At 56.1% G+C, this 21,979-nt stretch carries 21 protein-coding genes and 1 riboswitch; of the genes, 20 read left to right on the top strand and 1 reads right to left on the bottom strand.

Translation table 11 applies throughout. The annotated features are described in order from the left end of the window. The first annotated feature begins 7 nt into the window (after positions 1-7). From AB1644_01835 to AB1644_01740, 20 genes are all read left to right on the top strand, one after another. Positions 8-2,167, top strand: a complete 2,160-nt coding sequence (locus AB1644_01835) for an ATP-binding protein (protein ID MEW6049790.1) — start codon at positions 8-10, stop codon at positions 2,165-2,167. Positions 2,168-2,206: 39 nt separating this feature from the next. After that, a riboswitch (FMN riboswitch) is annotated at positions 2,207-2,329 on the top strand. 60 nt (positions 2,330-2,389) lie between these two features. After that, entirely contained in the window at positions 2,390-3,493 is a 1,104-nt protein-coding gene (gene ribD / locus AB1644_01830; protein ID MEW6049789.1) for a bifunctional diaminohydroxyphosphoribosylaminopyrimidine deaminase/5-amino-6-(5-phosphoribosylamino)uracil reductase RibD, read from the top strand. A 1-nt stretch (position 3,494) separates the two neighbouring features. Continuing rightward, on the top strand, positions 3,495-4,130 hold the full coding sequence (locus AB1644_01825) for a riboflavin synthase (protein ID MEW6049788.1): 636 nt from the start codon (positions 3,495-3,497) through the stop codon (positions 4,128-4,130). Position 4,131: 1 nt separating this feature from the next. After that, positions 4,132-5,364: a bifunctional 3,4-dihydroxy-2-butanone-4-phosphate synthase/GTP cyclohydrolase II gene (locus tag AB1644_01820; GenBank protein MEW6049787.1), complete on the top strand. Its 1,233-nt coding sequence runs from the start codon at positions 4,132-4,134 to the stop codon at positions 5,362-5,364. A 2-nt stretch (positions 5,365-5,366) separates the two neighbouring features. Further along, positions 5,367-5,831, top strand: a complete 465-nt coding sequence (gene ribE / locus AB1644_01815; GenBank protein ID MEW6049786.1) for a 6,7-dimethyl-8-ribityllumazine synthase — start codon at positions 5,367-5,369, stop codon at positions 5,829-5,831. A 3-nt stretch (positions 5,832-5,834) separates the two neighbouring features. Next, the gene (gene nusB, locus AB1644_01810; protein MEW6049785.1) at positions 5,835-6,266 is read left to right on the top strand and encodes a transcription antitermination factor NusB; all 432 of its coding nucleotides are present in this window, start codon (positions 5,835-5,837) and stop codon (positions 6,264-6,266) included. 124 nt (positions 6,267-6,390) lie between these two features. Next, positions 6,391-9,411: a DUF2723 domain-containing protein gene (locus tag AB1644_01805; protein ID MEW6049784.1), complete on the top strand. Its 3,021-nt coding sequence runs from the start codon at positions 6,391-6,393 to the stop codon at positions 9,409-9,411. Continuing rightward, complete coding sequence (locus AB1644_01800; protein ID MEW6049783.1) at positions 9,408-10,523, top strand: glycosyltransferase family 4 protein; 1,116 nt, start codon at positions 9,408-9,410, stop codon at positions 10,521-10,523. Before AB1644_01805 ends, AB1644_01800 begins: the two co-directional genes overlap by 4 nt. Positions 10,524-10,525: 2 nt before the next feature. Continuing rightward, the gene (locus tag AB1644_01795) at positions 10,526-11,533 is read left to right on the top strand and encodes a lysylphosphatidylglycerol synthase transmembrane domain-containing protein (GenBank protein ID MEW6049782.1); all 1,008 of its coding nucleotides are present in this window, start codon (positions 10,526-10,528) and stop codon (positions 11,531-11,533) included. A 51-nt stretch (positions 11,534-11,584) separates the two neighbouring features. Further along, positions 11,585-13,801: a glycosyltransferase family 39 protein gene (locus AB1644_01790; protein ID MEW6049781.1), complete on the top strand. Its 2,217-nt coding sequence runs from the start codon at positions 11,585-11,587 to the stop codon at positions 13,799-13,801. A gap of 24 nt (positions 13,802-13,825) precedes the next feature. After that, complete coding sequence (locus AB1644_01785; GenBank protein ID MEW6049780.1) at positions 13,826-14,833, top strand: Gfo/Idh/MocA family oxidoreductase; 1,008 nt, start codon at positions 13,826-13,828, stop codon at positions 14,831-14,833. A 4-nt stretch (positions 14,834-14,837) separates the two neighbouring features. Further along, positions 14,838-15,422: an acyltransferase gene (locus tag AB1644_01780; protein ID MEW6049779.1), complete on the top strand. Its 585-nt coding sequence runs from the start codon at positions 14,838-14,840 to the stop codon at positions 15,420-15,422. A gap of 12 nt (positions 15,423-15,434) precedes the next feature. Then, positions 15,435-16,148 (top strand): glycosyltransferase family 2 protein, encoded by a 714-nt coding sequence (locus AB1644_01775; protein MEW6049778.1) that lies wholly within the window; start codon positions 15,435-15,437, stop codon positions 16,146-16,148. 111 nt (positions 16,149-16,259) lie between these two features. After that, positions 16,260-17,300, top strand: a complete 1,041-nt coding sequence (locus AB1644_01770; protein MEW6049777.1) for a hypothetical protein — start codon at positions 16,260-16,262, stop codon at positions 17,298-17,300. A gap of 180 nt (positions 17,301-17,480) precedes the next feature. Beyond that, positions 17,481-18,023: a hypothetical protein gene (locus AB1644_01765; protein ID MEW6049776.1), complete on the top strand. Its 543-nt coding sequence runs from the start codon at positions 17,481-17,483 to the stop codon at positions 18,021-18,023. A gap of 16 nt (positions 18,024-18,039) precedes the next feature. Further along, positions 18,040-18,357, top strand: coding sequence for a LuxR C-terminal-related transcriptional regulator (locus tag AB1644_01760; protein ID MEW6049775.1), 318 nt, complete (start codon positions 18,040-18,042; stop codon positions 18,355-18,357). A 210-nt stretch (positions 18,358-18,567) separates the two neighbouring features. Continuing rightward, positions 18,568-18,741, top strand: coding sequence for a hypothetical protein (locus AB1644_01755; GenBank protein MEW6049774.1), 174 nt, complete (start codon positions 18,568-18,570; stop codon positions 18,739-18,741). 173 nt (positions 18,742-18,914) lie between these two features. Beyond that, a complete protein-coding gene (locus AB1644_01750; GenBank protein MEW6049773.1) occupies positions 18,915-19,655 on the top strand; it encodes a ZIP family metal transporter in 741 nt (246 codons plus the stop codon). Between the two features lie 77 nt (positions 19,656-19,732). Continuing rightward, on the top strand, positions 19,733-20,248 hold the full coding sequence (locus tag AB1644_01745) for a rhodanese-like domain-containing protein (GenBank protein ID MEW6049772.1): 516 nt from the start codon (positions 19,733-19,735) through the stop codon (positions 20,246-20,248). Further along, positions 20,236-20,682, top strand: a complete 447-nt coding sequence (locus tag AB1644_01740) for a MauE/DoxX family redox-associated membrane protein (protein ID MEW6049771.1) — start codon at positions 20,236-20,238, stop codon at positions 20,680-20,682. The genes AB1644_01745 and AB1644_01740 overlap by 13 nt, the downstream gene beginning before the upstream one ends. Here the strand turns inward: AB1644_01740 and AB1644_01735 are convergent. Then, on the bottom strand, positions 20,679-21,977 hold the full coding sequence (locus tag AB1644_01735; GenBank protein MEW6049770.1) for a secretin and TonB N-terminal domain-containing protein: 1,299 nt from the start codon (positions 21,975-21,977) through the stop codon (positions 20,679-20,681). The genes AB1644_01740 and AB1644_01735 overlap by 4 nt on opposite strands. Positions 21,978-21,979: the final 2 nt, after the last annotated feature.

Raw genomic sequence — 21,979 nt, 5'->3', positions numbered from 1 at the left:
GTAACGCATGGCAAGCTCATCGGAGTTGATTCATCAGTATTTCCACGTGCGTCAAAGCACGCGCATCAATAGGATTGTGGGACAGATCGACACGGTCGCCAAGCTGCTTCTCAAGCTGTTTTCGTGCGACTTTGCCGCCATTTTCTACCGCCGCTCCGACAGCGAAGACCTGGTGCCGGCTGCTTTTCAGGGATGGGACGACCGCGGTGTGGCTGAGCTGCGGGAGCTCGAATCGGCGTATCAGGGCGCGACCGGTGCCCGGAAGGCATCACGGCGCGGCATCTTCCATCTGAACGATCGATCGGGCGCCGCCGACGAGACGGACCGCTTCGCCGTGGCCAACGGGCTCGTCACCCGCTTTCAATACCCGATCTACGTGGGCGGAAATCTTCGCGCCGTCATCGTGGCTTACTGGAAGACTCGTCCGGAGAACAACCTGACCAACGTCAGCTATATCATCACGCCGCTTTCGGAAGTCTTACTGGGCTGGATGGCACTGATCGAGGAGATCCATGTGTCCGACAACTTCTCCCTTCGGCTGTCGGCGTTGATCAGTCTGTTCGATCTGCCGCTCGACGAATACAAGGTGTCCGAGCTGGTCGTGCGCATGCTGCGAACGGTGCGTACAGTGCTGCCGGGGGCATCAATCCTTCTCGTCACCCGCGACATAGTCACCGGCCAGTACACCACCACCGACCCGATCGGCGGATCGCCGTTGCCGAAAGACCTGTACGACGATCTTCAGGACGAGTGCAAAGCGCTCCTTGAAGGTCTGCGAAAACGCAAAGTCACGACACGAGGCTGGCACGATCTCAGCCACCGGTTCAATAAGTACCGCCGCGAAGTGATGGCGATCGAGCTGTACGGCGATGAGCAGTATCAATATGGCGCCGCGTTCGTGCGCGATGACGAGATCTCGTTTGCCGAAGCGGAGATCGAACTCATCAGTCTGGTCCGGATGTTCTGCCGTTCCATCATCAATAACGCGCTGTTGGTACGGGGGCTTCGCAAGCACAACGAACGTATTAAGGAGACTTCGGTACGTCTGGCTGACGCGGAAACCATGGCCACCCTGGCCGACATGAGCTCGGGGATCGCTCACGATTTGAATAACGTGATCGGAAGCATTGTGGGCCGGTTGCAGCTGCTGAAAATGAAATGTCCCGACGAGGCCACCGTCGATTCCCTCGGAAAGATCGAGGCGACGGCACTCGAAGCCGCGACCACGATTTCCCGACTGCAGCAGTTCAGCACGTCGGTGAAGGCACGCAAGCTCGACACGATCGACCTGGTCTCTTGTGTGCGAGGGTACTTCGACTGTCACGACCACGTCTGGAGCGATCTCGCGCTTGGCAAACGGGTCACAGTGACCTGTTCCATCGAGACGGCCGAGGCGCGTGTCGATGGTTCGAGCGAGGATCTCACGACCGTTCTTGATAAGCTGGTTCAGAATGCCGTCGAATTCGCGCCCGACCAATCGTCCGTTCGCGTCACCCTGACCGAGAATGATCGCGTGTTTCATTTGTCGGTCATCGATGCCGGACCGGGGGTACCGGACGGTATCCGCAGTAAGATATTCTACCCGTTCTTTACGACCAAGAGTATCCGCGGCGCCGGGCTGGGATTGGCTATTGTCCATGGCGTTATCACTCGCTGGGGCGGCAAAGTGACGGTTGATTCCGACGCCGGCGTTGGATCCGTTTTCCGGATCACGCTGCAGAAAACAGGCGCCGCCGATGCGGTATCCGACAGTACCAGTAAAACCCGCATTACCAGACCGCTCCGCGTGCTGGTGGTGGATGATGACGAGCAGATCCGCGGTATCCTGGCCGACATGCTGGACCTTGAGGGGCACACCACGGTTGGGTGCGCCGACGGGTATTCGGCCCTCAAACAACTCAAGGGGGAGAAATACGATATTCTGATTACCGACCTTGGCATGCCCGGCATGTCCGGTCTGGAGCTAGCCGGGGCGGCTCACCAGGCTCACCCCAAGATGCCGATCGCGATGATTACCGGCTGGGGCACTCAATTAAACGAGGAAGAGATAGCCCACAAGGGAGTTAAGGCTGTAGTCCCCAAGCCGTTCCATCTGAAAGACGTAAAGGCCCTTGTGTACGAGCTGACCCACGAGCGGAGCAGGGAACTCGAGTCACAAAATATCTGATTGCCTTTTCTGTGCCACCCCATATATTAACGCTCACAAAGCGGTTTTCGGGGCGAGGTGCAATTCCTCGATCGGCGGTACAGCCCGCGACCCGGCCAAAAGCTGGTTGAGCCTGTGCAATTCAGGCGCCGACGGTTAAAGTCCGGATGGTAGAAAACCAAGATAGGAGTTCGTCTCACTATCGGTCTGTCCGTTTGCCCCGAAGCTCTTTGGGGTATTTTTATGGTGGACCGACAATTCACTCAGTTCATGGAGCGGGCCCTGACGCTCGCCGCACGCGGACGAGGCAACACATCGCCGAATCCGATGGTAGGGGCCGTGGTGGTCAAGCGCGGGCGGATAATCGCCGAGGGGTACCACCGGCGTGCCGGCGCCGATCATGCCGAAATCGTCGCCTTAAAACGTGCCGGACATCTCGCCTGGGGATCCACACTTGTGGTCAGTCTTGAGCCCTGCTGCCATACCGGCCGCACCGGACCGTGCACACAGGCTATCATCGAATCCGGGATATCTCGCGTGGTCTACGCCACCAACGACCCTGACCCGCGCGTCGACGGCCAGGGGGCGACGGTATTGCGGCGGGCGGGTGTCATCGTTGAAAAAGGATTACTCGGCCATGAGGCGAGGACGCTGAACGAGGCGTACTTCTGTTACCATACCAAACACCGCCCGTTTGTCGTGCTCAAGACGGCGCAATCCATCGACGGGCGCATCGCCACCGCGACCGGTGACTCAAAATGGATCTCGGGACATGATGCCCTGGTGTTCGCGCACCGACTGCGGGCCGAAGCCGACGCCGTCGTGGTCGGTATGGGGACGGTTATCGCCGACAATCCGGCCCTGACCGTTCGTCATGTGGCCGGCGCGAATCCGTACCGGATCGTCGTGACGCGCAGCATGAGTTTCCCTCGCCATTGCCAATTGCTGGAAAAGGACGGAGACTTGAAGACCATCGTGGCATCGAGCCGCCGATCATTGTCGCGATTTGGCACGACACGAAGAAGGCACAGCCCAATACTGTGGGAGATCACGACGAACACACATGGACTGCTCGACCTCGGCGATCTGGTCACTAAGGCCCGGCAATTCGGTTTTCGCTCGTTGCTGGTCGAGGGGGGCGGAAAACTGGCCACCTCGTTTCTAAAGGCAGGGTTGGTAGACAAATACATTGTCGTGTTGGCGCCGATGGTGATCGGCGAGGGCGTAAGTTCGGTTGGAAACCTGTCCGTGACGACCCTGTCGAAGTCTGTGAAATTCGACAAGTACGAGTTCCTGCCTTGTGGAAAAGATTATCTGTTCGTGGGATACCCCAGTACAAAGAGATAGTATGTTCACGGGCATTGTTGAAGATATCGGAACGGTAGTGTCGGTTCGACCACACGGAAATTATCGCGTGCTGTCTATCGCTTCGCGTCTTGTAGAACAGGACATGAGGATCGGCGAATCGATCTGTTGCGATGGCGCCTGTCTCACCGTTGTTTCGTTCGATAGAGACAGTTTCGAAGTCGAAGCGTCGCAGGAGACGCTTGCACGGACGGTGGCCGGGGATTATCGAGCCGGAACACGATTGAATCTCGAACGGGCGCTCCGCGCCGATAGCCGGATGGGTGGACATTTGGTAACTGGTCACATTGATGATTGCGGGACAATCGTGTCAATCCTCCCGATCGGTGAATCGCTGGAACTGAAGATCGGTTACCGGTCGGAATTCGACCGCTATCTCGTCGCCAAAGGCTCCATCGCCATTCATGGCGTGTCGCTGACGGTCAACGAGGCCTGGTCGGGCGGAATGAGCGTGAACCTCATACCGCATACACTTAAGGCAACCACACTGGGAGTTCTTTCGAGGGGGGACCGGGTCAACTTGGAATTTGATATCATTGGCAAATATGTTTCACGGTTGAGTAGTTCATATGAGCATAACGCGATTACACTTGAAAAGCTGCGCGAAAGTGGGTGGTGATATGGCGGGTACGATTCAGTTCAACAGCGTGCCCGAGGCGATCGAAGATATCCGTCGGGGCAAATTCGTCGTGGTGGTCGATGATGAAGACCGCGAGAACGAAGGGGACCTGATCATGGCCGCCGAGAAAGTCACGTCGGAATCGGTCAATTTCCTGGCGCGTCACGGGCGCGGACTCATCTGCGTGCCGATGACCGAGGAGCGGATCGAGAATCTGGGGCTTCACCCCATGGTGGAGAAGAACACCGCCAAGCTCGGGACACGGTTCACGGTTTCGGTCGATGCCTTGCGCGGCACCACGACCGGCATATCGGCGCACGACCGGGCGGTAACTATTAAGGCGCTTGCGGACGACCACACGCAGCCGGAGGACCTGGGTCGCCCTGGACACGTCTTTCCCATCAAGGCTCTCAAAGGGGGTGTGCTTTCGCGCGCCGGGCACACCGAGGCCGCAGTCGATCTGGCTCGTCTCGCCGGTTTGAAACCGGTCGGAGTGCTCTGCGAGATCATGGATGATGACGGCACCATGGCGCGGGTGCCCCGCCTGGCCCAGATAGCCAAAGAGTTCGATCTGAGATTCATTACCGTACGAGACCTGATCGCTTACCGTCACCAAACCGAAAAACTGGTCACCCGAGTGACATCGGTCGATTTTCCCACCGAGCATGGGACGTTCAAGCTGCATCTGTATCAGTCTGATATCGATGATCACCACCATCTGGCGCTCACCAGAGGGGATATTGCCTGCAGGAAAAACGTGCTGGTCCGGGTTCACTCGAGCTGTCTGACCGGCGACGTGTTCGGGTCGTACCGGTGTGACTGCGGCCCACAGTTGCACAGAGCAATGCAAATGGTGGAGGCCGAAGGGTGCGGCGTCGTGCTCTATATGCGCCAGGAGGGAAGAGGCATCGGACTGGCCAACAAGATTCTCGCCTATAAACTCCAGGATGCCGGCCGGGATACGGTACAGGCGAATGAAGAGCTTGGTTTCGACGCCGACCTGCGTGATTACGGCATCGGAGCGCAGATACTCGTCGATCTGGGTTTGACATCGATTCGCTTGTTGACCAACAACCCGCGCAAGGTGATCGGATTGACCGGGTATGGACTGGAAATTACGGAGCGTGTTCCGCTTCAGGTGGAGCCCTCGAAATACAACCATCGTTATCTTGAGACTAAGCGGGACAAGCTCGGCCATATGCTGTCCCTTGGAGAGACTGGAGGTTCACAGTGAACGTGAAGCGAATTGAAGGCAAGCTGGAAGCGAAGGGGTTTCGCTTTGGCCTGGTGGCGAGCCGCTTCAACAATTTCTTTACTGATAAATTGGTTGAAGGAGCGCTCGATTGCCTGATCCGTCACGGCGCCGACGACAAGCAGATTACCATTGTTCATGTTCCCGGCTCGTTCGAGATACCGTTTGCGGCATCGAGAATGGTCAAGAGCGGCAACTACGATGCCGTTCTCTGCGTCGGCGCCGTGATTCGTGGCGACACACCGCACTTCGACTATATAGCGGCAGAGGCGTCGAAAGGGATTGCGCGTCTTGGTATGGAGGCGAATATTCCTGTCGTGTATGGAATAATCACGGCTGACAATCTGGAGCAGGCGATTGAGCGGTCGGGGACGAAAGCCGGTAACAAAGGCTGGGATGCCGCCATGACGGCGATAGAGATGGTCAATCTGTATCGGGTGTTGGGCTAGCACATGGCGGATACCACACCGCGCCGCCGCGCCCGCGAACTGGTGCTTCAGGGGCTTTATGCCTGTGAGGTTCAGGAACTTGATCAGAGCACCGTTCTCGACAGGGTTGTCACCGACGACAAGCTGGCTGCCCGACACCAGAAGTTCGCCCAATCGCTCTTTCTGCTTACGTGCCGCGACAAGCAGTGGGCCGACGAACAGATCCAGGCACTGGCGAAAAACTGGGCTATAGACCGGATTGCCGACCTGGACCGCAATATCCTCCGCATGGCTCTCGTGGAACTCAAGGAGATGCCTGACTCTCCCGTGAAAGTGGTGCTCAACGAAGCGATAGAACTGGCCAAGAAGTTTTCCACCAGTGAATCGTCATCTTTCATCAACGGTATTCTTGACAGCTTTGTGAAGGGGATGGAGAAAACGCCGCACTCAAAGTGATTTTTGGGGGCACTTCATTTCGAGGTGGTTTCGGCTTTCTGGCTTGGCGCGATGCCGATCTCTCAGTAACAGGCGCAGAATCAAACTGGACATCCGGTCTCGGGGCATTATATTAGCTGCCTTTATGTTAAGGGACTGGCTGAAGGATCTGGACCGGACCAATGCGCTTGTGGCCGCCGGCGTTTCGGTGACGGTGTTTCTCGTCTATCTGTCCACGATGGCGGCCACTGTGACGTTCTGGGATTGCGGTGAGTTCATAGCGGTCAGTCACATTCTCGGCATCCCGCACCCGCCCGGCACACCGTTGTTCGTGCTGGTCGGACGCCTGTTCGCGATGCTCCCTTTTTTCGCTGACGCGTCGGCGCGGATCAATTTCGTGTCCGTCATCTGTTCCACGCTGGCGGCGCTGTTTGGATATCTGTCGGGGGTCCGTATCATGCGCCCCTGGTTCGCCTCGGACAACTCTACGTTATCTCGTTTCATGATCTATGCCGGCGCCGCGGCTGGTGCGCTCTTTCTGGCACTCGGTCGGACAGGATGGGGAAATGCCGTCGAAGCCGAAGTGTATGGATTATCCATGGCGATGTTTATGGGAGCGTTCTGGCTGACACTTATTTATCACGAGACACCACGGTCGTCGGCTGCCGACCGGATCATGCTCGCCGTTCTGTACATCGCGTTTCTGGGGATCGGCGCACACCAGACTACGCTTCTGATCCTGCCGTTTTGTGCTCTTTTCTTTATCCTGCGCAAAGAGAGTCCGGTATGGGTATGGTTCGTTACGGCCATCTATTTGTTTTTCGAGCTGTACCTGATATTCGCTCTGTCTTCGCGGCCCCACGAAGTTGGGTACTATGTTCCGGTCATCGTCGCGTTCGTTTTGTTCCTGTTCTATGTCTTCTCATTGGAACAAGTACCCAAGGCTGCCCTGGTTGTGGGAGGCGGGTTTCTGGTGGCGATGCTGCCGGTGTATCAGTTCCTCTTTGCCGCTGCCCGGCGCGCCATGAGCGGCATGAGTGCACCGCTTGAAACTGCGAATCCGGTCGCCTCGATTATTGGTCTGATCGGCCTGGCCGGACTGGTGTTGTACTCAATTGTCCTTCTGGGACGGTATTTGTCACGCGCGAAGTCTCGCCAACCCGAACCGCTGTCACTGCTTGTCGTAGCGCTTTTTGGCATCGGCACCGGCCTCATGGCCGGCGTTCTGCTGCTTGGTGTCCGCGGGTATACCGCATTCGGCGTCGTGTCAATTCTGTTAACTCTGGTTCTCGCTTTGGCAGTGCGACAGTATGTTCGATGGCTAATATTGGTCGCTCTTGCAGGCGTTGCGTTAATAGCGATTGGCCAGCGGCCATTCTGGTACGGCTCGCTGGCAGCCGTCGGCGTAATTCTGCTGGCCGCGAAAGCATTTCGAGACGGTTCGTGGAAAACTGCGCTCTTGATAGTCGTAGCTGCCTGGCTGGGATTCTCGGTCCATCTGTATATTCCGATTCGGTCGGCGGAGCACCCGTATATCAACGAAAACAATCCGTCACAGAATGTTGCGTCCTTCGTCAATTTCCTCGAACGAAAGCAATACGGGGCCGAGTCTATGACCTCCCGCATGTTCACCCGCCGTGGAGAATGGGAAAACCAATTCGGTAATTATCGACGGATGGGGTTCTGGGGATTCTTCAATGAGCAATACGGACTGAATGGCCCGCGCTTTTTTGTCGCATTCGTATTGGGACTGTTCGGTCTCTGGGAGGCGATTCGTATTCGTTCGCAACTTGGGCTTGGTTTCGCTGTGCTGGTACTGGTCTGTTCGGTCGGTCTGGTCTTGTATATGAACTTTGCGGACGGGACCCGACAGAATCCGGTCACTGGTCAGGACTATATCGAAGTACGTGATCGCGATTATTTCTGGACCCCGGCGTTCTTGCTTTTTGGACTTGCGATCGGCCTCGGCATTACCTCCACCATCCAGTACATCCGCGATTCGGTCGCCAAATTGTCGCTCAATCTTCGCCGCCCGGTTATCGCTGCGAGCCTGGTACTTTTCCTCTTGCCTGTGTATGCGCTGGCACGCAACTATCATGAGAGTGACCGCTCACAGAACCGGATCGCCTTCAATTACGCCTGGAATCTTCTCCAGAGCGCGGATACCAACGCGGTGTTCTTCACCTACGGCGATAACGACACGTTTCCCCTATGGGCGTTGCAGGAGGCGCACCGTATCCGCAAGGACGTACGGGTGGTCAACCTGTCTCTGTCGGGCATGAAATGGTATCAGAAGCAGGTGCGAGATTACATGGAGGTAGACCTCGGTATGAGCGACCGCCAGATCGACGCCATCGAACCATACCGAACTGAGGATGGAAGAGTTTTCCAGATATCGGACCAACTGGTCGATGCCGTCATCGACAATAATCGCGCAAAGCGTCCCATAAATTTCTCGGTGACCGTACCGGCAGACAGCCGTAAGCACCGCGGCGAGTCAGCCGATGCGCACCTGCGGTTGGTGGGGATGAAATGGCGGTGGAAGGAAACTGCCGACGGGCGCGATGTGGCGACGGACGAGTCCATGGAGTTCCTCATGAATCCGGAGCGGTTTCGGTTGGGCGGTTTGAACGACCCCAACCTGTATAAAGACGAGAACATGCTGCGACTGTCAGTCAATTACGGCCAGAGTTTTGTGGTGGTCGGTGACACGCTTCGGCGGGCGAGGCGTTTTGACGATGCCGAGCGGCTGGCTGCCTACGCGCTGGCGGCCATCCCATATTCGGGCGATCTGATCAACTTCCTGGCCACCGTATATGCCGAGCAGGGGAAAGCCGGTCCGCTGGCCGATCTCATGGACCGAACTACCGAAGGGGACCGCAAGTGGCTTAGCACTATGTTGGCACGGATCAAGCGGAAAGCTGGCGCACCTCTGGAGGCAGAGCAGTTGCTGACCCAGGTGTTGACGCAGAACCCGACCTACCGCCCGGCTTTCGAGGAACTCGCACGACTGTATGTGGAAACCAATCAATACCCGAGTCTAAAGACACTTCTGGATATGTGGCTCAACTCGGATCCATCGGACCAGGATGTCCGCCGTCTGCGTGACGACCTCGTCAAACAGATGAGCGGCGCCGCCCCAACTCCGTCAGCTCAGCCCAAATGAAACTACTGGCTCTCAACTGGAACGACCTCAAGAATCCGTTCGCCGGCGGCGCGGAAGTGCACCTTGAAGAACTGCTGCGGCGTCTGGTGACCTATGGCCACGACGTGACTCTATTTTGCTCCAATTTCCCCGGCGGTCTCCCCGAGGAAACAGTCGAGGGCGTGAAGATCATCCGGCGCGGTAACCGGTACGATTTCAACCTGATCGCGCCGTTACATCTGAGGCGGCTGGCACGCAGCCGGCCGTTTGACCTTTTGATCGAAGATATCAACAAGATCCCTTTCTACACGCCGCTCTATTTGAACCTGAAGACGTTAGTTGTGATACCGCATTTGTTCGCCACCACCGTGTTTCAAGAGATCAATTTTCTTCTCGGCAGTTACATCTACCTGGCCGAGCGACCGCTCGTGTCGGTGTACCGGGGAAGGGCGTTTAACGTCATTTCCGAATCTACCGCCGACGATATCGTCGCCCGAGGGATCCCACGCAGTGATGTCTCGATCATCCATTGCGGGATCGACCGGAGACTCTACGCCCATGATCCCTCGGTAACCAAGTACGATCGACCGACTGTCCTGTACCTGGGGAGGATCAAGAAGTACAAGTGCATTCATCATTTGATACTGGCGTTCCAGCGCGTTATTGAAGAGCTGCCCGACGCGCGCCTGATGATCGTTGGCGACGGAGACTATCTGCCGTACTTGCGGGAACTGGCCGGCAAACTCGGCCTTGCCAATAGCGTGGAATTCACCGGTTTTGTGCCGCAGGCGGACAAAGTGATGCGAATGCGCCGCGCTCATGTGGCAGTGCTCCCCTCGCTCAAGGAAGGATGGGGACTGACAAATATCGAGGCGAACTCGGTGGGCACAACTGTCGTGGCTGCCAACGCCCCTGGTCTGCGCGACTCGGTCCGCGATCGTCAGTCCGGGTTCTTGTACGAACACGGCAACCTGGCCGAACTGGCGGACAAATTGCTGCGGATTCTCAAAGACGAGCAACTGCGAATGCAACTGGAGCAGGGGGCGCTCTCCTGGGCCGAACGGTTTAATTGGGATGTTGCCGCGCGCAAATTCGATGAACTGTTGAAACAGGTAGCGGAGAGACCATTGTGACGATGCAGCAGAAGCGCCTCCTCTATCTTGTGGTCGGCGTGGGCATTTCACTGGTGTTGTTGTGGGCGCTGTTCCGAAATGTCGATTTCTCGGAGCTTGTGACCGCCCTCAAGGAGGCAAACTACTGGTGGTTGCTGCCGAATCTGTTTTTTGTCGTCTTTGCCATGCACCAGCGTGCCTATCGCTGGCGGTTCATGCTCGCCCCGATCAAGGCCGTCACCTATCCCAAGCTGCTTGCTGCCACTTGCATTGGCTTCATGGCCAATAACGTCTTGCCGCTTCGTCTCGGCGAATTCGTGCGTGCCTATTCGCTCTCCTATCAAGACCCCGGGGTTACCAAGTCGGCCTCGCTGGGGACCATTTTCATCGAGCGGATGGTGTTCGATCTGGTGGTGCTGCTCTTCATTTTCGGCGCGGTGGTGGCGTCGTCACATATGGCGCTGCATGACGACATGAAACAGGGGACACTCCTGGCGGTCCTCATTGCCCTGGTCGGCGTGATCTTCGTCATCATTCTCGCCCTGCGACCGGCAGCTTCAGGTAAGGTCATCGCCAAACTGCTTTTTTTCGCCCCGGAACGGGTCCGCCAAAGCGTGCAGGGGACAGTCCTGAAATTCTCCCGCGGGCTTGAGTTCATCAAGGACACCAAGACGCTTGTCTGGGTGTTTGTCCAAACGGTGGTCCTCTGGCTGTTTATGGGACTCTCGAACTATTTCGTGTTCCTGGCCTTCGGGTTCGACCTGCCGCTGACCGCCTCGTTCGTGCTGCTGGTCGTGGTGTCGATCTCGATCCTCATACCATCATCTCCCGGATACGTGGGTGTCTACCACTACGGAACCGTCTGGACACTGGCCAGCTACGGCATCGCCAAGGAGCAGGCGCTCTCGTTTGCGCTGGTGCTTCACGCCGCGCAGTACATCCCCATTACGCTGATGGGGTTCTACTATCTCAAGAAAGAGCATCTGTCGTTGAAGCGCCTGGAGGCCGAGGCGGTCGAGAAGACCGACTGATCCTCCGGTGCATCCGAGGCGTCGCCTGCAGAGCTTTTGAGGTGAGGAAGCATGATCGATAATCGGCGCTTTCGGCAGTTGACCATTGCCGTCGTGGTAGCGTCGGCGCTCCTTCGCGTGGGCTTTCTGACTTTCGGCGATGTCGTGCCGGTCATATTCGACGCCCGACGCTACGCTGCTGCGGCGCTTGGGGTCATTTCCTATCTTGACCGTTCTGTCCGGCCCGCACCTGATGATGAGAACCAGGATCGAGCGAATCTACAGTATTATGTCGATAAGTACCTTGAGGGGGAGAGAATCCACTGGTTGCCGTACAAGCCGCACACGCTTAGCGAAGCACGCGATGACATCATGGTGGGTGGGCCGCTCTATCCCTCCGTGCTGGCGATTCTATTCGTCGTGTCGCCGGTCGGAGACCTCACCGTCGCTCGGCTGTTTGGCGTCTTGCTTGATATCGTCTCGACGCTTCTGGTGATCCTGATCGCCCGCCGATTGGTCGGAACTGCTGCGGCGTTCGTGGCCGGGCTGTTCTACGCCCTCTATTTTCCGTTCATCCAGACCAGTACCATGCTGTTGTTGGAAAGTTCTACCAGCTTTCTGCTCCTGGCGGCAATCGCACTGGTGCTAAGGGCATTGGAAAATGACTCGCGCAGCATGTATCTGGGCGCGGGTTCACTCGTCGCGGTCCTGGTTTTGAACAAACCAACCGCCATGTTGCTTGTCATTCCGTTGGCAATCGGAATTGTAGTCAATCATCCATCACAACTCCGTACGAAGGACCAACTCCGGCGATTGAGCTGGTTCGTGGCTCCGGTCGCCGTGGTATTTGCTGCCTGGTTGACAGTCGGCGCCATCAAATATGGTCAGTTGTCACTGAGGGACCCCATGTATCAGGAATCGGGACTCCGGTCATCTTCGTCCGTCCTCTACGAGGGCTACGATCTGGATATCGTCTCGGCCAATTTTTGGAGCCGGGGCATCTACTCGGACATAATGCAAAGTCCCCTTGAGTATGCAGGTTTGTTCATCAAAAAATTCGACCGCTTGTGGGGTCGGCCGTACAACGACTTCCGCAAGAGTTTCATCACACCGTATCGGTTTGACGAGTCTTTCCACTTGATACTGGTGGTAGCCGGTTTGTTCGGGATGATCCTTCTGGCCGTACGGTCACCTCACCTGGGAAGCTGGAGTCTCCTGATAGCAGGATATTACACGGCCATCCATCTTATCTATCATTCGGTATCGCGATACAGTTTCAATGCCCTTCCCTTGGTGCTGATTTCAGCCGCGTACGCTTTCGTAACGGTTGGCGCCGCAGTTCTTCACGGTTCATCCATCAGGAAACCGGTCGTCCTCGGTGTTGTTGTCTTGGCGGCCGCGTGGATACTGGACTACCAATGGCCGGAAAGCATTGGTATCGTCGCGCTCACTCACGGGTGGGTTGTACTCATGCTCGTCGTCAAGACTGGATTGTTGATGAGTGGCCTGGCGCTATTGTCGACGCAGTTGTTCAAAGGAGAGCCACGCTGGCGGAGCATGGTGCTGATATTGACAGTGGCAGGGTTCCTTGCCGTCCCGATGTTCGCCCGGGCGATCTCAAGAGACAACTGGAGCGAGTTTTCGTGCCGACTCAACTCACCCGACCATCGTGCCGGGACCAGACTGTATATCTCCGATCTCGACGCCATCAAAGCGGGCGATCCCCTTGGCATAGTCCTCGACATGACCAGCAATCGGACCATGAGCGGCGCATATTCGCTCAGGATCGGCGAGTTTGCTCATGAGTTTCAGGTTGCCGAAAAGCCTCCGTTCGAACAGAGCTATGTCAAAACTAACTATGATTACGTGATGAAACTGGCCGATATCGCCCGGAACGAGATACGCCAGTACGCATACATTTCAGTCGACCGGACGCTGATCGCCGAACAAGTGGCGAAAGCGGGGTACCTTGATGTGAGCATCAGCCCGCTCGCCGACAGTCTCGGCGCAAACAGCGTGACTGTGTACGCCACCAGAGATTCGGGTCGCGATGCCTTCATTCCATCCATGCGTTACACCAGTCTCGAGCGATGGGTGTGCGCCGATGATCCGCGCCTTCGACTGCGGGCAGATTTCATGTCAGATTCGGCGATTTCCTATTATATTGGCCCCAATAGTGGCGCGGAAAACAGTGGCGGTGACTTGTCGGATGCACCGGGCTTGCAGACAGGTCGGTTTCACATACTCCTGATGCATTTCCGAAGCGACAGCAGTCTGGCCGTCTACTAATACGTGGTGTAAAGGACAACGTGTATGAGAATAGGTGTGATCGGGTGCGGCTACTGGGGCCCCAACATGGTCCGCAATTTTGCCGCTTTACCCGATGTCGAAGTGGCCGCAGTCAGTGACCTTCGCCCGGAACGGCTGGAGTTTGTCAGACGTCAGTATCCTGCCGTCAAACTGTACACCACTCGAGCGGCCGAGGTGCTCTCATCGCCGCTCGTGGATGCCGTGGTAATCTGCACGCCCGTCTCGACTCATTTCGCTCTCGGCAGACAAGCGCTCGAAAACGGCAAACACGTACTTTTGGAAAAGCCCTTTACGGCTACGTCTGACGAAGCGCGCCAGTTGATCGACCTCGCCCAGGCGAAGAATCTCCGCCTAATGGTGGACCATACGTTCATTTATACCGGGGCGGTCGAAAGTATCAAGCGATACATCGACGCCGGCCATCTTGGCGACTTGTACTATTTCGATTCAGTGCGCGTCAACCTCGGGCTGTTTCAGCACGACGTTAACGTGATCTGGGATCTGGCGCCGCACGATGTCTCCATCATGGATTTTTTGCTGGGCCGACCGCCTCTGGCGGTTTCCGCCACAGGGGTAGCCCATTTTCCCAACAGTGTCGAGAATATCGCGTACATCTCAACCTATTATGACAACAATCTGCTTGGCCATATCCACGTGAACTGGCTGGCGCCGGTGAAGGTCCGCCGGACGCTGGTTTCCGGTTCGAAGAAAATGATCATCTACGATGACATGGAGCCATCGGAGAAGGTCAAGATCTACGACAGCGGTGTCGAATTCATCACCGACCGTGACCAGATCTACCATATGCTGGTGCAGTACCGGACTGGCGATATGCTGGCGCCAAAGATCGATCTGACCGAAGCGTTGAAGAAGGTGAGTCTTGAGTTCTGTCGCGCCATACAGGATGGGCGAAAGCCGCTCACCGATGGCCAGGCCGGGCTTCAGGTTGTGCGGATTCTTGAGGCCGCCAATCGTTCCATTCGGAACAACGGCCAGGTGGTGGAGCTGTGATCGTATGAACGACCGCCTGTACTTTGTCCATCCTAACGCTCTTGTGGCCACCGACCGGATCGGCAAGGGGAGTCGCGTATGGGCGTTCGCGAATGTCCAGAAAGATGTCGTCATCGGCGAGGACTGCAATATCTGCGACCACTGTTTTGTAGAAAGCAGGGTTACCATTGGGAATCGCGTTACGGTCAAGAACGGCGTGTCATTGTGGGATGGCATGACTATCGAGGATAACGTCTTCATCGGTCCGAACGCCGTTTTCACCAATGACATCTATCCCCGCAGCAAGGTGTACCACGACCAGGTCGACCGTACGCTGCTGAGAGAAGGCTGCACCATCGGCGCCAACGCTGTCGTCGTTGCCGGGCACACCATCGGCCGGTGGGCTATGATCGGTGCTGGTGCGGTGGTCACCAGGGACGTGCCCGATTTCAGCCTCTGGTTCGGGAACCCGGCCAGGTTCGTTGCCTATATCTGCAAATGCACGGAACGGCTGATTTTTGACGAAGAATCGGGCGGGTCAAGAGTCGCACGCTGTCGCTGCGGTCTTTCGTACCGACTGAGCGATGGCCTCGTGGTCACATCGAAATAGCGGAGCGGCTGCTTGAACCAAAAAATCCTGGTCGCTGTCGTTACCTTCAATGAGGGGGAGAAACTGGCGGCGCTCATGGATCGGTTTCCTTCAGACCGAAACTATGATCTGCTTTTCGTCGATGACGGCTCTTCCGATGGTTCTTCAGACCTGATCGAATCCCGTGGACACACCATAATACGACACGTTGAGAATCTCGGTGTCGGAGCCAGTCTCCGCGATGCCATCGCATATGGCCGGGCAAACAACTATGGGATAATCGTTATCATGGCCGGCAATGGGAAAATGCTGCCCGAAGAGATTCCGCGATTGGTAACTCCCTTACTCGAAGATCGGGCCGATTATGTACAGGGCTCGCGCAACTTGCACGGGGGGCAGTCGCCGAACCTCCCGCTCTTTAGAAGAGTGGCGATCAAGTTGTTCACCTTAATCGTGAATGTCATGCTGCGAGTTAGAAACACCGATGTCACCTGCGGCTTCCGCGCCTACCGACTCGGTATCTTTGATAATCCTTCGATCGACCTCAATCAAGATTGGCTCAATCGCTACGAATTGGAATACTATCTGCACTACAAAGTTTTGACCGGCGGCTATCGATTTGTCGAGGTTCCGGTCTCTATGGTCTATCCCAAAGGGGACCAGAACTACTCAAAGATCAAGCCGCTTGTCGGCTGGTGGTCAATGCTGCGCCCGTGGGTGTTTCTGATGCTCCGTCTCAAGAAGTAGAATCAGGACTCTGATATCTTTTTTCTGGACAAACGTCGTGTCCTGGCTCAGCTTTCGTTCACACGAGTGATACAGTTCATGTTCCAATGTCAATAGTATTGGAGGAATGGTATGCAAAGGAGTCTTCTCACGCTTTCGTTGATGGTCGCTCTGTGTCTTTCCGCATCGGCCGGTGACCTGACGATTAAATCAACAGTTGAGAGCAAAGGGGCGATAGGGCTCTTGAATATGCAGGGGACGCAGCAGATGATCATCTCCGGGGATATGTCCCGCGAGGAATCATCCATGAAGTCCACCAGCAAGACGATGAAAATGCTTGGCGCCGGCAAACCGCAGGAAACGGTGCAGATCACCCGGCTCGACAAAGAGCTTTTCTGGCAGCTCACACCCAAAGACAAAGAATACACGGAGTTGACCTTCGCGGACTTTCGAGCGCAGGCGGAGCAAAGCCTGGGAAAAGCCGGTGAGAACAAGAAGCAACAAGCAGACGACTCTCTCGATGTTTCTACGGAGGTCAAGATCGACCGGACCGGCAAGACCCAGCAGATCGCCGGGTACAACGCCGAACAGGTACTGGTAACGATCATCTTCAAAGGAAAGGATTCCGAATCCGGTGAATCCGGAGAATTTAAGGTGAATCTCGATATGTGGCTGAGCAAGGATGTCCCCGGTATGACCGAGTACGTGGACTTCCAGAAACGGCTTGCGGAGAAACTGGGCATCCTTGGGCCGAACCAGAATTTCGGAAAGGCTCTGGCCTCGCTCGGGGCCAACGACAAGGACATTTGGAAAAGAATGGGGGACCTTGAGGGTATCCCGCTCATGACCACGATGACGGCAGTTCCGGCCGGGGACAGCCTTGCGGCCGCTACACAGAACGCCGAACGCCGTCAAACGGTGGCTGAAGGGGAAGCTGAGTCGGCCGAAGAATCCTCGGAAGAAGAAACCGACAGCAAGGCAGTCGCATCCAAAGCACTAAAAGGCCTTTTCGGCAAGAAGAAAGTCAAGAAAGGGGATGATGACAATACGGAGTCGGCTAAGCAAGATGCCCCCCAGTACCTCTTTCACATCACGAACACGGTGACTGAGGTCGGCGTCACCCCGGTTTCTCAGGCCTCATTCGAGATTCCGGAAGGGTACAAGAAAAAGTAGACGACTGAAGCGCGGTCGGTCTTCAGGCTTGTAACGCATTGAGGCATAATATGTTATGTACCTATGCGATCTTGGGGTACTATTTCGGACGGGTGTTGGACGTGCCGGATTTGCGTTCAGTTCAAACTTGACGGCATTCCGTAGCCTCAGTACAATCGCCTCCATAGGCACCGTACCCACATGAAAAAAGCACTGCTCGCATTCCTTCTATTGGCCATAGTTGTGGCTATTGCGTACTACCGGACATCCAGGCATCAAGGGGAACTCTCCGACCAATTTAGCAAGGGAGTGACTGAAGGAAAAGAGGCGCTCAGCGTGTACCAGAAACGAAGCGACTCCCTCGGCAGCGCTCTGGCGATGAGAGAGGCCCAATTGACCGACTCGCTGCACCGTCTTGAATCCGGTTACCAGGCAGTGGTTGATTCCATGGGACAGGTTGTGGCGTCGAAGGATCAGGAGATCAAACGGTTGGCCGACCGAAAGCGCGCCGTGCAGTCATCCAAGCCCGGGATAAAGGCCCAGAAGGACAGTACCGGCTTGTCCCAGAAACACGAACAGATCCTTTCCTACTACCGTCGCCGGATTAAGGAACTTCCGGCCGACCTCTCCGAATATGAAAAGCGGGTGGCGGTGAATGAAGTACGTGATGAGACCACGAGGAAATTCGCCATTACGATGAACGAGCTGGACAAGATCTGTCAGGCCGTTAAGCTGACAAACTAAGACCGGTTGCGGGGCCATGACGCCACGAAAAGAGTTTGAATTTGCCGAAGTTCTGGTCGACCGGCTGTTTCTTGAGTCGTTTGCCAATGAACAATCTGCGTACCATGGTGCTGAATCCGAGGTCAAGCGGGGCCCAATGCTCGATCAGTTTCGCGGCAGGTTAGCCTGGCATATTAGCCACTCCCTGTCAGTTCGGCAACGGCAGGTGATTAAGCAGTATCTGTCCGGCAAAAAAGAGCGGGAGATCGCTGTAGCGCTCGGGATCACACAGCAGGTCGTCAATATTTATAAGCAGAGAGCTATAAAGAGGTTGCAGGCACTAATGGTTCGGTAGGTGTATGTCAAACCTCTATCTATTGAGTGAGTGGTGCTGGGCCGGTGCTGCTCCATCGCACACGACAGCACATTTAATCCGGCCAAACGTTTGAAGGAGGTGAGAAGTCCACAGAAGCGCATATCCCTAATGCCACTGCTATCTGATATATTGCTTGGTAACTACTTCACGAAAGAAAGATAGAGGGGAAAAGCATTTAGGGAGTTTTTGATGCCAAAGAGAAAAGAGGCCGAGAAGTTCGCTGCAACTGGATCGAAAGATTGCTGGCACTCTTACAGCCTGCAAGCGTTATCCACCAGCCGGTTTGCTCAAGTGGTCGGTAATATACTCAAAGGTCAGTACGTGCTGATCAACTCCAGAATGCAGGACAGGGCTGCCGTTTAGATGTTTTGCACGCCCGGCGCAAGGGTGTGCCAGTGCAGTCCGGGCACTGGACAGTTGCAGCCACGAGATTTCCGGGGATGTTGTCCTTACGACATCCCCGTTTTCTATGTGTCGTTGTCCCACCACAAATTCGCTTGACAGTGCCGAGTTCCTGGTCTTCTATTGCCTCACCCATGAGCAGTCAGCTCCTCACGTACTGTCTAACCATTACGGCTGCCGCATTTTTGGCGGGGCTGGTGGCATGCGCGCGAAGCTGGTCGGACCGCCTCCTCCACATGTTCATCTCTTTCGGAGCCGGGATATTCCTCGGCGCGGTCTTTTTTGAGCTTCTTCCCGAAGCGATGTCGCATGAAAACAACCGGGCGGTCGGGGTCGCCATCCTTGTCGGCTACCTCGCCATTTTTGCGGTCGAGAAAATTCTCATGGTCCGGGGCGATGGGGGCTACGACTATGGTCACAAGGTAACTTCCATCGCGGCCTTCACTGGCCTTTCGGTCCATTCGATCATCGATGGTCTTGGCCTGGCTGTCGGCTCCCTCGATCCACGCTTGGGGAGAATCGTCTTTTTTTCTATCCTGGCCCATCACGTACCGGCCTCGTTTTCAGTGTCATCGTTACTGACCCTTGGGAAATTCGGTCGTGGCAAGCTCATCTGGCTGGTATTATTGTTTTCAGCTATGCCGATGATCGGCGCGCTCTTGTTTGAGCCAATGCTCTCCAGTGCCTCCGACCCTCTTTTTGCTATCCTCGCCGGGGTCATGACAGGCACATTCCTCTATGTCGCCACCGGCGACCTCCTGCCCGAGGCGTTCCATTCCCGTCATGGCCGGTGGGGCAACCTCGGCGTGCTGGTCGTGGGGGTGCTGGTGATGGCGCTGGTGAGTTTTGGATTCGAGCATGTACATCAACATTGACAGCAGCGAATGAAACTCCAGCAGCTGCACGTGTATAAGATTCAGTTAAACCTCTGGCTCATGCAACGGGACCCCACATGATTCGACAGACGTTTATTCTGCTCGCGATCTCGACGGTCTTGGGTCTGGCTGCCAATCTGCTCTCCCCAAACCGCATACCTCTCATTGGCGCTTACCGGGACCTGCACAGCGGCTCCGGACCAATCGTTCCGCCTACGGCCGAGGCAGGCGACCCGCCTTTCATAGACGTCAATACCGCCCAGATGGAACATAGTCTGGGGCAAAGCTTGTTTGTCGATGCCCGCAACCCGGAAGAGTTTGCATGCGGGACCATTCCGAGTGCTATCGATATTCCGTTCGAGCAGCTCCCCGATGGTGATCTTGGTCCGTACCTGGACTCGGCACTGGGGAAAGTGGCAAAAGACCACCGCATAGTCTGTTTTTGTTCCGGGGAGGAATGCGACCTGTCGCTCCACCTGGCGCGCAACCTGAAGCAGCTTGGGTACACCCAGTTGGCCATCTTCTTCGGCGGCGCCAGGGAATGGGAGAAATTCGGGTTTGCGATGGAAAGGAGGAAGCAGTGCGGAAACTGATCGACAATGACCTCCTGACCATGCTCTCGCGGCTGCTCATCGGGGGCATGTTTCTCGTCGCTTCTTGGTACAAGATCCTCGAACCGTCCGATTTCGCCCGTTCTATCTGGTACTATCACCTGGTGCCGGGGTACCTGATCAATCTCATGTCCGTGATTATACCCTGGCTGGAAGTTGTGATTGGGGTGGCATTGATTCTGGGTCTGGGGTACCGCGGTGCAGCGCTGTGGAGCAACCTGCTTCTGATTGTCTTCGTGATCGCCCTCTCAACGACCATCGTGCGCGGGATAAGTATCGATTGTGGTTGTTTCAAGGCGGCCGAACAGGCGAACCATTCGGCCTGGAAGGCGATCCTGTTTGATCTGGCGGCCTTGATCCCGGCTGTCCACTTGCTTGCCAGTCGCTCGCGGCGGTGGACGTTCGCCGAGTCTTAATCCCCGGCCGGGAGAATATGCGGCGTGATGAAAATGATAAGATCGGTCGTGCTTTTCTCTTTGGCCTGATTGGTAAACAACAAGCTTCCCAAGAGAGGAATGTGGCCGAGCAGTGGCACGCGTTGAACTGTCTTGATCTCGTCTTCCTTCAAAAGTCCGCCGAGTGCCGCCGTTTCACCGTCGTTGACTGTGATTCTGGTCTTGATCGATCGTGACGAAGTGATAGGTTTCTGATTCCCACCGGTGCCGACATAGCCGATGATGTCTTCCACTTTCGGTTGTACATCAAGCGTGATCCGGCCATCTTCGTTGATCCGCGGCGTTACTTTCAGCGAGATGCCAACGTCAATGTCCTGAAATGTCACGATATCCTGTGTTGCCGCTCCCTCGGTAAACCGGTTGATGGTCTGAATCGGAATCACCGTGGCTATGCTTATTTCCGCCTCGTTGTTCTCGAGCGTCGTGATACGCGGGTCCGACAGGAGCTTGCTGTTGCCGTTCTGTTCAAGAAAATCGAGCGCTGCGCTCAATTCGCCCACAGAGAGCGTCCCCCAGGTCCAACTGCCGTTCTGTGGCTGGTAGGCGCCGGAGGAGTTTTTGGTGGTGGTCGTCGTGCTTGAGGAGCTCGATGTTGTCGTGCCATCGCTCACGCCCGTCAGCTTGGTCGAGGCCGAACTGGGCCACAGGAAACCGAGCTTCGATTTGTTATCCACCTTGGTTTCCAGGATCTTCGCTTCTATAAGGATGACCCGCTCAGGGACATCCATGTCGCTGACCAGTTGCACCAGTTGATCGACAATAAACGGGTAGTCGGTGATCAGTATCCGGTTCGCCCGGTAGCTCGTGGCCGGCGTGCCTTCGCCGCCGTTGTTGTCCAGAATGATGATCTGTCCTTTCTGTGACTTGCGTGACTCGAGCGCCTTTTTGGCGGTCACCGGGTCAAGGTACTTGAGGAGCACCGTGCGCGAAGTCAACTCGCCGGAGTCGGTGCTTTCCTGGGCCTTGATGACGACGATATTTTCTCTGACGGAATAGCTGTACCCGTTGGCCGTCAGGATGGCATCAAGCGCCGTCTGAAGGTCCACGTTCTCCAGTTGGACCGAGATCGCCCCCTCGATCTGGTCGGACATCACCAGGTTCAGCCCGTTCTGGTCGGCTATCATGCGCAGCACCTTGGACATCGGAACCGACTCGAGCGACAAACTGATCTTCTGTCCCGTCTGCAGCGGATTGGCCGCAGTCTCTATCGCCAATACGGCCAGCAGGCCGAGTGTCATCAGATGTATCTTTTTCACGG

Source organism: Candidatus Zixiibacteriota bacterium (genome assembly GCA_040753875.1).
GTDB lineage: Bacteria > Zixibacteria > MSB-5A5 > GN15 > FEB-12 > DATKJY01.
This window is presented reverse-complemented; position numbering and strand designations above follow the sequence as displayed.

Excerpts from the sequence above, each read along its gene's own strand:
- AB1644_01835 (MEW6049790.1), top strand. The coding sequence starts at position 8 with ATGGCAAGCTCATCGGAGTTGATTCATCAGTATTTCCACGTGCGTCAA.
- ribD (MEW6049789.1), top strand. The coding sequence starts at position 2,390 with ATGGTGGACCGACAATTCACTCAGTTCATGGAGCGGGCCCTGACGCTC.
- AB1644_01825 (MEW6049788.1), top strand. The coding sequence starts at position 3,495 with ATGTTCACGGGCATTGTTGAAGATATCGGAACGGTAGTGTCGGTTCGA.
- AB1644_01820 (MEW6049787.1), top strand. The coding sequence starts at position 4,132 with ATGGCGGGTACGATTCAGTTCAACAGCGTGCCCGAGGCGATCGAAGAT.
- nusB (MEW6049785.1), top strand. The coding sequence starts at position 5,835 with ATGGCGGATACCACACCGCGCCGCCGCGCCCGCGAACTGGTGCTTCAG.
- AB1644_01805 (MEW6049784.1), top strand. The coding sequence starts at position 6,391 with ATGTTAAGGGACTGGCTGAAGGATCTGGACCGGACCAATGCGCTTGTG.
- AB1644_01800 (MEW6049783.1), top strand. The coding sequence starts at position 9,408 with ATGAAACTACTGGCTCTCAACTGGAACGACCTCAAGAATCCGTTCGCC.
- AB1644_01795 (MEW6049782.1), top strand. The coding sequence starts at position 10,526 with ATGCAGCAGAAGCGCCTCCTCTATCTTGTGGTCGGCGTGGGCATTTCA.
- AB1644_01790 (MEW6049781.1), top strand. The coding sequence starts at position 11,585 with ATGATCGATAATCGGCGCTTTCGGCAGTTGACCATTGCCGTCGTGGTA.
- AB1644_01785 (MEW6049780.1), top strand. The coding sequence starts at position 13,826 with ATGAGAATAGGTGTGATCGGGTGCGGCTACTGGGGCCCCAACATGGTC.
- AB1644_01780 (MEW6049779.1), top strand. The coding sequence starts at position 14,838 with ATGAACGACCGCCTGTACTTTGTCCATCCTAACGCTCTTGTGGCCACC.
- AB1644_01770 (MEW6049777.1), top strand. The coding sequence starts at position 16,260 with ATGCAAAGGAGTCTTCTCACGCTTTCGTTGATGGTCGCTCTGTGTCTT.
- AB1644_01765 (MEW6049776.1), top strand. The coding sequence starts at position 17,481 with ATGAAAAAAGCACTGCTCGCATTCCTTCTATTGGCCATAGTTGTGGCT.
- AB1644_01760 (MEW6049775.1), top strand. The coding sequence starts at position 18,040 with ATGACGCCACGAAAAGAGTTTGAATTTGCCGAAGTTCTGGTCGACCGG.
- AB1644_01755 (MEW6049774.1), top strand. The coding sequence starts at position 18,568 with ATGCCAAAGAGAAAAGAGGCCGAGAAGTTCGCTGCAACTGGATCGAAA.
- AB1644_01750 (MEW6049773.1), top strand. The coding sequence starts at position 18,915 with ATGAGCAGTCAGCTCCTCACGTACTGTCTAACCATTACGGCTGCCGCA.
- AB1644_01745 (MEW6049772.1), top strand. The coding sequence starts at position 19,733 with ATGATTCGACAGACGTTTATTCTGCTCGCGATCTCGACGGTCTTGGGT.